Origin of the sequence: Kosakonia sacchari SP1, from assembly GCF_000300455.3 — a bacterium.
GTDB lineage: Bacteria > Pseudomonadota > Gammaproteobacteria > Enterobacterales > Enterobacteriaceae > Kosakonia > Kosakonia sacchari.
Genome location: NZ_CP007215.2, coordinates 3,164,661 through 3,175,832, shown reverse-complemented (window position 1 = coordinate 3,175,832; position 11,172 = coordinate 3,164,661). Strand labels below are relative to the sequence as shown.

The 11,172-nt window shown below is 52.9% G+C and carries 10 protein-coding genes and 1 pseudogene; 2 read left to right on the top strand and 9 right to left on the bottom strand.

The genetic code is table 11. The features are described from left to right. Nucleotides 1-27: 27 nt before the first annotated feature. On the bottom strand, nucleotides 28-249 hold the full coding sequence (gene cspD / locus C813_RS37950; RefSeq protein ID WP_017456163.1) for a cold shock-like protein CspD: 222 nt from the start codon (nucleotides 247-249) through the stop codon (nucleotides 28-30). 328 nt (nucleotides 250-577) lie between these two features. On the opposite strand from cspD, the gene clpS reads away from it, so the two are divergent. Together clpS and clpA are read left to right on the top strand one after the other, a co-directional pair. Continuing rightward, nucleotides 578-898 (top strand): ATP-dependent Clp protease adapter ClpS, encoded by a 321-nt coding sequence (gene clpS / locus C813_RS37945; protein WP_017456164.1) that lies wholly within the window; start codon nucleotides 578-580, stop codon nucleotides 896-898. 30 nt (nucleotides 899-928) lie between these two features. Next, nucleotides 929-3,220, top strand: coding sequence for an ATP-dependent Clp protease ATP-binding subunit ClpA (clpA, locus tag C813_RS37940; RefSeq protein WP_017456165.1), 2,292 nt, complete (start codon nucleotides 929-931; stop codon nucleotides 3,218-3,220). A gap of 67 nt (nucleotides 3,221-3,287) precedes the next feature. Here clpA and C813_RS46845 read toward each other — a convergent pair. From C813_RS46845 to trxB, 8 genes and pseudogenes are all read right to left on the bottom strand, one after another. Then, nucleotides 3,288-3,843: pseudogene (locus tag C813_RS46845) on the bottom strand (GGDEF domain-containing protein); the annotation flags it as partial. A 7-nt stretch (nucleotides 3,844-3,850) separates the two neighbouring features. Beyond that, nucleotides 3,851-4,315, bottom strand: a complete 465-nt coding sequence (locus C813_RS37930) for an RES family NAD+ phosphorylase (protein WP_017456166.1) — start codon at nucleotides 4,313-4,315, stop codon at nucleotides 3,851-3,853. After that, a complete protein-coding gene (gene parS / locus C813_RS37925) occupies nucleotides 4,312-4,755 on the bottom strand; it encodes a type II RES/Xre toxin-antitoxin system antitoxin (RefSeq protein WP_017456167.1) in 444 nt (147 codons plus the stop codon). The genes C813_RS37930 and parS overlap by 4 nt, the downstream gene beginning before the upstream one ends. 156 nt (nucleotides 4,756-4,911) lie before the next feature. After that, nucleotides 4,912-5,130, bottom strand: coding sequence for a translation initiation factor IF-1 (gene infA, locus C813_RS37920; protein WP_001040187.1), 219 nt, complete (start codon nucleotides 5,128-5,130; stop codon nucleotides 4,912-4,914). Nucleotides 5,131-5,418: 288 nt separating this feature from the next. After that, the gene (gene aat, locus C813_RS37915; protein WP_017456168.1) at nucleotides 5,419-6,120 is read right to left on the bottom strand and encodes a leucyl/phenylalanyl-tRNA--protein transferase; all 702 of its coding nucleotides are present in this window, start codon (nucleotides 6,118-6,120) and stop codon (nucleotides 5,419-5,421) included. A gap of 106 nt (nucleotides 6,121-6,226) precedes the next feature. Continuing rightward, nucleotides 6,227-7,948, bottom strand: coding sequence for a heme ABC transporter ATP-binding protein/permease CydC (gene cydC / locus C813_RS37910; protein ID WP_017456169.1), 1,722 nt, complete (start codon nucleotides 7,946-7,948; stop codon nucleotides 6,227-6,229). Then, the gene (gene cydD / locus C813_RS37905) at nucleotides 7,949-9,715 is read right to left on the bottom strand and encodes a heme ABC transporter permease/ATP-binding protein CydD (protein ID WP_017456170.1); all 1,767 of its coding nucleotides are present in this window, start codon (nucleotides 9,713-9,715) and stop codon (nucleotides 7,949-7,951) included. It abuts the gene before it with no gap. 115 nt (nucleotides 9,716-9,830) lie between these two features. Beyond that, nucleotides 9,831-10,796, bottom strand: a complete 966-nt coding sequence (gene trxB / locus C813_RS37900; protein ID WP_017456171.1) for a thioredoxin-disulfide reductase — start codon at nucleotides 10,794-10,796, stop codon at nucleotides 9,831-9,833. Nucleotides 10,797-11,172 lie beyond the last annotated feature (376 nt).

The following is an 11,172-nucleotide window of genomic DNA, read 5'->3' as shown; positions in this document are numbered from 1 at the left end:
GGCATGTACACAATGTGATAACAGGCTTCAGGCCATGGCTTCCACTTCTACGGGCACGATGACGCTGGCGTGATTGCCTTTAGGGCCCAGGTGTACATCAAACCGGACAGTCTGCCCGGCTTTTAACGTTCTGTAACCATCCATTTGAATGGTGGAGTAATGCGCGAAGATATCTTCGCCGCCGCCTTCAGGGCAGATAAAACCAAACCCTTTGGCATTGTTGAACCACTTAACAGTACCCGTTTCCATGCTTCGACATCCTTCGTAAATCTTATTTAAGTAAGATGGAATGAACCGGTGGTAGAGCTAGCGGGCTGTTCAAAACCTCGCCAACTCTCGACTGTACAATTTAGATAATTCGTATAACGCGTCAAGCATTTGGCAGGGGTTCTGGGAGGCGGCGCATCAAAATTTTGAAGCAGTTAACGCTATTACAAAGGAATGTGACAGCCGTCGCGAATGACAACGATAGATGATTGTTATCTGACATCTGATGTAGATTGAAAATACATCTAGACTCATGTAATCGGCCGATTAAACGCTGCCGGAAACTGTAACCTAAGATGAAACGCTAACGATGGGTAAGAGTAATAGCTGGCTGGATTTCGACCAATTGGCGGAAGATAAACTGCGCGACGCGCTGAAACCGCCATCCATGTATAAAGTTATGTTAATGAACGATGATTACACGCCGATGGAATTTGTTATTGACGTGCTACAAAAGTTCTTTTCTTATGATGTAGAACGTGCAACGCAACTGATGCTTACGGTTCACTATCACGGTAGGGCCATTTGTGGTGTTTTCACCGCCGAGGTTGCCGAGACGAAAGTCGCAATGGTGAACAAGTACGCCAGGGAGAACGAGCATCCGTTGCTGTGTACGCTGGAAAGAGCCTGAATGCAGGCATAAAACTTGGGGGAGGTGCCTATGCTCAATCAAGAACTGGAACTCAGTTTAAACATGGCTTTCGCCAGAGCGCGCGAGCACCGACATGAGTTTATGACCGTCGAGCACTTGTTACTGGCGCTGCTCAGTAACCCATCTGCCCGCGAAGCGCTGGAAGCGTGTTCAGTGGACCTGGTGGCGCTGCGGCAGGAACTCGAAGCCTTCATCGAACAAACCACACCCGTTCTACCCATGAGCGAAGAGGAGCGCGACACGCAGCCGACGCTCAGCTTCCAGCGTGTTCTTCAGCGCGCGGTGTTTCACGTTCAGTCATCCGGGCGCAGCGAAGTGTCCGGCGCGAACGTGCTGGTTGCCATTTTTAGTGAGCAGGAGTCGCAAGCGGCTTATCTGCTGCGCAAACATGAAGTAAGCCGCCTTGACGTGGTGAACTTTATCTCTCACGGCACGCGTAAAGACGAGCCAGGCCCATCATCTGACGCCACTGGCAGTAGCAGTAGCGGGCAGGTGAACAGCGAAGAGCAGGCAGGAGGGGAGGAACGTATGGAAAACTTCACCACCAACCTTAATCAGCTTGCTCGTGTGGGAGGAATCGACCCGCTGATTGGCCGTGGTAAAGAGCTTGAGCGTGCGATTCAAGTTCTGTGCCGCCGCCGTAAAAACAACCCGTTGCTGGTGGGTGAATCTGGCGTAGGTAAAACCGCCATCGCCGAAGGGCTGGCGTGGCGTATTGTGCAGGGCGATGTGCCGGAAGTTATGGCTGATTGCACAATTTACTCGCTGGATATCGGTTCTTTGCTCGCCGGTACCAAATACCGTGGCGATTTCGAAAAACGTTTCAAAGCACTGCTGAAACAACTTGAGCAGGACAATAACAGCATTCTGTTTATCGATGAGATCCATACCATCATCGGTGCAGGCGCTGCGTCTGGTGGGCAAGTGGATGCCGCAAACCTGATCAAGCCGCTGCTTTCCAGCGGTAAAATCCGCGTTATGGGTTCCACCACTTATCAGGAATTCAGCAATATCTTTGAAAAAGATCGTGCTCTGGCGCGTCGCTTCCAGAAAATTGATATCACTGAGCCGTCCGTTGAAGAAACGGTGCAGATTATCAATGGCCTGAAACCGAAATACGAAGCGCACCACGATGTGCGTTATACAGCGAAAGCGGTGCGTGCGGCGGTAGAGCTGGCGGTGAAATACATCAATGATCGCCATCTGCCCGATAAAGCGATTGATGTTATCGACGAAGCGGGCGCGCGTGCGCGTCTGATGCCGGTAAGCAAACGCAAGAAAACCGTTAACGTGGCGGATATCGAATCGGTGGTGGCCCGTATCGCGCGTATTCCTGAGAAGAGCGTTTCTCAGAGCGACCGCGACACGCTGAAAAATCTTGGCGATCGTCTGAAAATGCTGGTTTTCGGCCAGGATAAAGCCATTGAGGCATTAACCGAAGCCATCAAAATGAGCCGTGCAGGGCTGGGTCAAGACCATAAACCGGTCGGTTCCTTCCTGTTTGCTGGCCCAACCGGCGTGGGTAAAACCGAGGTGACAGTGCAGCTGTCAAAAGCGCTGGGCATTGAGCTTCTGCGTTTTGATATGTCCGAGTATATGGAACGCCATACTGTCAGCCGTTTGATTGGCGCGCCTCCGGGCTATGTAGGTTTTGATCAGGGTGGTCTGTTGACCGACGCGGTGATCAAACATCCACACGCGGTGCTGCTGCTTGATGAAATCGAAAAAGCGCATCCGGACGTCTTCAACTTACTGTTGCAAGTGATGGACAACGGAACGCTGACCGATAACAACGGGCGCAAAGCTGATTTCCGCAACGTGGTGTTAGTCATGACCACTAACGCCGGGGTGCGCGAAACCGAGCGTAAATCCATTGGTCTTATCCACCAGGATAACAGCACCGATGCGATGGAAGAGATCAAAAAGATCTTTACGCCGGAGTTCCGCAACCGTCTGGACAACATTATCTGGTTCGATCACTTGTCGACTGAGGTGATCCATCAGGTGGTCGACAAATTTATTGTCGAACTCCAGGTGCAGTTGGACCAGAAAGGCGTATCGCTGGAAGTCAGCCAGGAAGCTCGCGACTGGCTGGCAGAGAAAGGATACGACCGCGCAATGGGCGCTCGCCCGATGGCGCGTGTTATCCAGGACAACCTGAAAAAACCGCTGGCCAACGAACTTCTGTTCGGTTCGCTGGTTGATGGTGGCCAGGTCACGGTAACGCTGAATAAAGAGAAAAATGAGCTGGAGTATGGCTTCCAGAGTGCGCAGAAGCACAAACCGGAAGCGGCACATTAATCTTTGCGATTCAGGTCTAAAAACCGGGTGATATCAGCCCGGTTTTTTTATGCCTGCAAAAGCAGCTTCAAATTTCTCTGGTTTCGATACGACTGCGCCCGTGGCTTTTAGCAACATAAAATGCACGATCTGCTTTATCAATTAAACGTTTGTAATCCGGGTGGTAAACGAACCCGGCGACGCCGATGCTAACGGTGACCGAAAAGTGTTGCGCCGGCGCGACTTCAATTGTCAGCGCGGCAATTTTTTGCCGCAGCGCTTCAAGAATAATCTTCGCCTGTAACAGGTCAGATTCGACCAGCAGCACCATAAACTCTTCTCCGCCATAGCGGAAAACGTAACTACTGCTGCGTAAATGATCGTAGGTGACAGCGGCTACCGTTTTGAGCGTGGTAACGCCCGCGCGGTGCCCGAAGCTGTCATTGATTTTTTAAAGTGATCAATATCCAGCATCGCCAGAATAAAGGGTTTACGCACATTCAGTGCCAGCGAGATCTCCTGGCGCATAATGGTGGGAATAAAGCGGCGGTTAAGCAGCTGCGCCAGCGGATCTTTACCATTTCCAGCTCTCCCAGCGCATCGAACATCGCGGCTAGCAGGCAGTGGATTTGTCCGGTAAGTTGCCAAAAATTACGCGTTTGCCAGGCGTGGATCGAAACAGAAAGGAAGCTCTTTTACGGTTTTTAGCAGCTTATTAAAAGCAGGATGAAGCGGGTTAAGAATCGCATTATTCTCAAGCGGAATAACGCATGACGGCAGCACCAGTGCGACGGCGCTGTTGGCTTCCAGCCAGGTGGTACCTAAATCCATTGTCGAAAGCGGTGCGGGGTTTTCATGCCAGTCTGGCGGTAGCCATTGCTTATCCAGATGTTCAATATCCTTGTCAGGGATCTCAATACTGAACAGCCCATACTGGTTCAGAACCGTGTCGCTGTGCACATGTACCAGCATTTCGAGTGCGGCAAGTGAAACGGACGAAGCGACGTAAACCGCCGGATGACCCTTGTGATTCCAGCGCCCGCCATAAAGATTTGCACCGCTGCCTGTCCAGGCTTCGCTGGCGTAGCGGCGCGTTACCAGTCGATAGAAGATCACGCAAATACTCCGTGCTCCAGCCTGCCGAGCAGGTCGGTTACTTCCAGCGCGCCACTTTCGGTGGCAATCAGCGAAATCGGCGCTACGTTGCCAAGGCCGCGAATGGGGGTTTCCAGCCAGTCCCACGCCATCTTTTTGCTACCGAAAAACTGTACCGCAGCATCAACAACCCTCACCAAACGCGCAATGCGCTCACTTTCTTCCGGCGTGAGTGTGCGGCCGGCGCTTTTGCGACGCGCGACATTGCGTTCATTAATACCGGTGACGCGCAGAATGTCGGAGCGGGACATTTCTGTCCATTCATGAATATTGTCGAGAATGCTGACAGGCAAGCCCTCGTTTAACATCTGAACGAGTTTTAGCCCTCGGTTGGCAGGGAAACCGGCAAAGCGCCAGAGCGCATTTTCGACCGGTTTTTGATCCGGACTCCAGGTTCTCATTTTTCCTCCCGTGTGATGACATTTGTCAGGTTTAATTATAGACAATTGTCGTTATTGGTTAAAGTCTAATCAGGAAGGAGGTGTGTAAGAAAAACAAAAGACCGGGGGTTACCCGGCCTTCAAAATAGGTGCACTTAGCTGTGCTGATGGAAGATCTTAGCGGCTACGGAAGACAATGCGGCCTTTGCTCAGGTCGTACGGGGTCAGTTCCACAGTCACTTTATCGCCCGTCAGAATGCGGATGTAGTTTTTACGCATTTTACCGGAGATATGCGCAGTGACCACGTGACCGTTTTCCAGTTCTACGCGGAACATCGTATTAGGTAACGTTTCAAGAACGGTACCCTGCATCTCAATATTGTCTTCTTTGGCCATCTAATCCTCGGGGGTATCACTACCATAATTTTTGAACCGGCAAGATAATGCCGAAGTTCGTCTGTTAAGTAAAGATTTGCGCTGATAAAACGCAGCAAAACGACTTTTGCCAATTACCCTCATGCCACAGCCAGGACGCGCTAAAAGCGCAACCGTAAAGGGGAGCGGTGGAGTAAAGCGAAGGGCATCCCTGATACGAACAACTCCCGGATGGGGCGGGGCAACAGGCAAAAGCTGCTCTGAGCGTCCATTATAACACCCTGATAAAAAATGTGCCGAAAACATTCTTCAGAGCGATGAAAACAGCGTTCGGGGCACCCAGAAGTGGGAAGAGAGAGGTAATTTGCGCATTTTCTCGAGATGTAAAAGGTAATCCCGACGCGGGATCTCAATGGCGCCGAGCGACGCAGTATGGTTGTTCAGGACCTGGCAATCAATTAGCTCGCCGCCCATGCGTACAAATTCGCCGCTGAAAACAAGCAACGCTGTTTTGGAGGCATTTATACGGCGACTAAACATTGATTCACCGCAAAACAGCGCACCTTGCGATACGCCGTACATACCACCTACCAGCTCGTTACCTTCCCAGACTTCAATCGAGTGCGCATGCCCAAGCTCATGGAGACGATGATAAGCCATCACCACGTCAGGCGTGATCCACGTACCTTCATCGCGATCCTGCGAGCAGCCATCGATCACCTGGCCAAAAGCATGATTCAGCGTTACGCGATAGGGAGAGGTTTTATGAAAACGCTTCATACTGCGGCTGACATGGAATGTGTCCGGCCACAGCACGGCACGCGGATCGGGAGACCACCACAGGATTGGGTCGCCAGGCGAGAACCAGGGGAAAATACCACGCTGGTAGGCCATCAACAGACGCGCCGGGCTGAGATCACCGCCCAGCGCCAGCAGTCCATTGGGTTCACGCAACGCCGCTTCGGGCGAAGGAAAAGCGATTGAATGACGAGAGAGCTGCACCAGGCGCATGTCTTCTGTGCTCCACAACGCGACAAGGGACCCTACTTACTATCGTCATTTTGGCCGTTCCACTTTAACGTTGCCGTTACAGAAACGGCAAAATGACGAATAGCTACTACAGACGCTGCTTAAACTGGTAGTACCGACCCTGTTTCGCCATTAACGCTGCGTGATTACCTTGCTCAATTATTTGTCCGTTGTCCATCACAATTATCCGATCGCAACGCGCCAGCCCGCGCAGACGGTGTGTGACCATCAGCAGGGTTTTGCCTTTCATCACTTCGCCCAATAATTCAAGGATTTGGCTCTCGGTAGCAGCATCCAGACCTTCGGTCGGTTCGTCCAGAAGCACCAGCGGGGCATCATGCAATAACGCACGAGCAATCGCCAGACGGCGTAGTTCACCACCGGATAGCTGGCGTCCACCTTCGCCAAGCCAGGCGTTCAGCCCATTATCCTCAAGCAGTTTTTCCAGCCCGACACGGTTTAGCATCGCACTCAGTGTATCGTCATTAGCCTGCGGTGAGGCCAGCAGCAAGTTATCTCGCAGCGTCGCGCTGAACAGATGCACGCGCTGGGGCACCATGCTGATAAGTTTGCGTAAATCAGCTTCCGCAAAGCTTGCAAGCGGCTGGTCATTGAGACGAATCTCTCCATGCTGCGGATCCCATGCGCGCGTCAGTAATTGTAATAATGTGGATTTGCCGCACCCGGTTCGACCAAGGATCGCCACATGTTCTCCGGCAGCAATCGATAAAGAAATTGAGTCTAGTGCACGCTGTGGCTGGCCGGGGTAGTTAAACGTCAGGGCATCGAATCGCACGGCCACATCTGTTGGCGTGGCGGCACTATTTTGCGGGAACGTCACTTCTGGCTGGCATTCCGTTACCTGCGTGATACGTATGGCGGAAGCAATAACCTGGCCCATGTGCTGGAACGCACCGGTTACCGGGGCCAGCGCTTCGAAAGCCGCAAGCGCACAGAAGACAAACAGCGCAATCAATGCGCCAGGCTGCGTGTTACCACCAATATCGGCGGACGCAAACCACAGCATAACCAATACCGCCGCACCGCTGATGAGTAGCATTACGGCTTGCGAGACGGCACTCAGATCGGACTGACGGCGCTGGGCGTCATGCCAACTAAGTTCGGTGTTCTCTAACTGCGCACGATACCGCTGGCTGGCACCAAAAATGGTTAACTCCGCCTGGCCTTGCAGCCAGCTGGTTAATTGCTGGCGATACTCTCCGCGCAGAGCGGTCAGGTTTTCACCGGTAGGTTTGCCCGCGCGGTAAAATAACGGCGGCAGGATAATCAAGGTTGCCAGCATGATTCCGCCCAACATCAGCGCCAGCGGTATGTCCAGTACGCTTAAACCCAAGGTGACAACGATGATCACCACCAGTGCACCAACCAGCGGGGAGATCACGCGCAGGTATAGGTGATCGAGCGTGTCGACATCGGCGACGACGCGGTTCAGTAGCTCGCCCTGGCGAAAACGCACCAGCCCGGCAGGGGAGAGGGGGAGCAGTTTACTGAATGTCGAAACGCGCAAATGTTCCAGAACGCGAAACGTCGCATCATGGCTGACCAGCCGTTCAAAATAGCGCCCGGCAGTACGAATAATCGCTGCGCCACGCACACCGGCGGCGGGCAGCATATAGTTAAAACTGTAGATGCCCGCGACGCCAACCACGGCGCACGCAGAGAGGAACCAGCCGGAGAGCGTCAGCAGGCTAATGCTGGCCAGCAAAGTGATAACGGCGAGAATAACCCCGAGCATCAACATCCACTTGTGGCGTTTATACAGTGCGAGATAAGGCAGTAATGCGCGCATTTAAATCTCCTCCTGGCGATGGGCAAGGAGATCCGCGAAGATCCCCTGCGCAGCAACGAGTTCGGCGTAGCTACCTTGTTCCATAATCTGGCCATTCTGCATGACCCAGATAGCATCCCAGTCGGCCAGGTTTTCTAACTGGTGCGTCACCATCAGGGTCGTTTGCTGGCGCGAAGCATCGGCAAGCGCCTGCATCACGCGTTGCTCACTGTGGGCATCAAGGCTGGCGGAAGGTTCGTCCAGTAGCAGCAGTTTGCAGGGAGAAAGCAGCGCACGGGCAACGGCTACGCGCTGTGCCTGGCCAACAGAGAGACGTACCGCCTGATCGCCAGGCTGGGTCTCCAGCCCCTCTGGCAGCAGTGGCAGAAACTCGCTGACCCAGGCTTTATCCAGAACGGTTTGCAGCTCCGCATCGCTGGCCGTGGGGCGTGACAGCAACACATTTTCGTGCAATGTGGTGGCGGGAAGTTGCGGATTTTGCCCAACCCAGCTTATCGCTTCGCGCCAGCTATCCGGATCTAACTCACTCAGTTCGACACCGTTAACACGTAATGAACCTTCATAAGGCAGAAAACCAGAAAGCACATTGATCAGCGAACTCTTGCCGGAGCCGCTTCTTCCTACCACGACGACGCGCTGACCTGCGGACAGGGAAAAATTGAGCGGCCCGGCGAGCACCGCGCCTTCGGGTGATTTCAGCAGCAAATCGCTTGCCGTTAGCGTTACCGGCTCATCGGTTTTCAGCGTAATATTCCCTCGCTGCGGATGTGCGAGCGGTGCTTCCATAAATGTTTTCAGGCTATCCGCTGCGCCAATCGCCTGGGCTTTAGCGTGATAAAAGGTACCGAGATCGCGTAGCGGCTGGAAGAACTCGGGCGCCAAAATTAACGTGAGAAAACCAGCGAACAAGGTTACGCCAGCCCCGTAGTGACCAAAATTCAGCTCGCCAAGATAGGAAAAACCGAAATAGACCGCCACCAACGCAATCGATAACGAGGTGAAGAACTCCAGCACACCGGAGGACAAGAAGGCCATGCGCAGTACTTCCATGGTTCGGCTGCGAAAATCCTGCGAGGCTTGACGAATATTTTCTGTTTCCGCCGCGCCCCGGCCAAAAATGCGCAATGTCTCCATCCCCCGTAAGCGGTCAAGGAAATGACCGCTCAGGCGCGCCAGCGCTTTAAAGTTACGGCGGTTGGCGTCTGCCGCGCCCATACCAACCATCGCCATAAAGAGCGGAATTAACGGAGCTGTACCCAGCAATATGAGCGCCGCTGCCCAGTTAATTGGGAACAGGGTGATAACAATCAGTAGCGGTACGCTCGCCGCCAGCGCCATTTGCGGCAAGTAGCGAGCATAGAAATCGTGCATATCATCGATTTGCTCAAGTATCAACGTGGCCCAGCTTCCGGCGGGTTTCCCCTGGATCCACGCCGGGCCGGCCTGATGTAGGCGATCAAGGACCTGACGGCGGATTTCGAAGCGAATATGCGCACCTGCATGGAAACCGACACGTTCACGTAGCCAGACTACCCAACTGCGCAGGATAAAAATCAGGACCAGCAAGATGAAAGGCAGTAGCAGGGCTTCGCGCGGGATATTCTCCACAATCATATGGTTCAGAATACGCGCCATAATCCAGGCTTGCGCGACGATCAGCACGCCGCTGACCACGCCGAGCAGGCGGGAGAGCGTCAGCCAGCGACGGGAAATAATACTTTGCTGTTTTAACCAGCGGGTCAGTTCTTGTTGACGGGTTTTATTCATTGCGCGCTTTGCAGGTGAAGTTATCGGATTTTTGAGCTGGCGCAATGTTACATCGGGGCAAAAATAAAGGCGACTTATAGTCGCCTTTTTTACCTTTGTTACTGAGTTGTAAAGATTATTTGCGCTCAGCAAGCCCGTCGAGATAGCGTTCTGCATCCAGCGCGGCCATACAACCCGTGCCCGCAGAAGTGATCGCCTGACGGTAAATATGATCCATGACATCACCGGCAGCAAAGACGCCAGGAACGCTGGTTTGCGTGGCATTGCCATGAATACCGGACTGCACTTTGATGTAGCCGTTTTCCAGCGCCAGTTGACCTTCAAAGATGGCAGTGTTCGGACTGTGACCAATAGCCACAAACAGACCTGCAACTTCCAGCGATTCGATGTTGTCTGCATTCTGCGTATCGCGCAGGCGCAGACCGCTAACGCCCATCTGGTCGCCCGTTACCTCTTCCAGCGTACGGTGGGTGTGCAATACGATATTGCCGCTTTCCACTTTATCCATCAGGCGCTTGATGAGGATTTTTTCCGCACGGAAGGTGTCACGGCGATGAATTAGATGCACTTCAGAGGCAATATTTGCCAGATACAGCGCTTCTTCCACTGCGGTGTTACCGCCGCCAATCACCGCGACTTTCTGGTTGCGGTAGAAGAAACCGTCACAGGTTGCGCAGGCGGAAACGCCGCGACCTTTGAATGCTTCTTCTGATGCCAGGCCCAAATAACGCGCAGACGCGCCAGTGGCAATAATCAATGCGTCGCAGGTGTACTCGCCGCTGTCGCCAGTCAGGCGGAACGGGCGATTTTGCAAATCCACGCTGTTGATATGATCGAAAATGATTTCGGTATCAAATTTGGTGGCATGCTCATGCATGCGTTCCATCAGCAGTGGCCCAGTCAGATCGTGCGGGTCGCCCGGCCAGTTTTCCACTTCAGTGGTGGTGGTGAGCTGGCCGCCTTTTTCCATACCGGTAATCAGCACCGGCTGCAGGTTTGCGCGCGCAGCATAGACCGCAGCGGTATAACCGGCAGGGCCTGAACCAAGGATAAGCAGCTTACTGTGTTTGGCCGTACCCATGAGATCCTCATTGTTGTTTGGCAGACATTGGGCTGGATTGTAGGGAATTTACTGGCGTAAAAAAAGGGTACAGCGATTTTGTTAACGATATGTGTAATAGAAAGGACCGATGGCTGAAGGGCTGGTAACCGCCTAAATATAATAACTCCTACTGAAAAAGGGGCAGTTATAAGGTGATAAAATGATGATTAGGGAACGACCCTGATGAATATCTGGCATGTTGTACTAAAAAAAGATGTTTTGCTTTGACAATCCCCTGCGCATTTGCGAAAACATCAAAGGAAGAAAAAAAGCAGTGTTTCGCGCGTGATCCAAATTCATGCATGTAAATGCCATTTTTACCGGGCTAGCGAAATCTACGTATGGCGTGGACAGA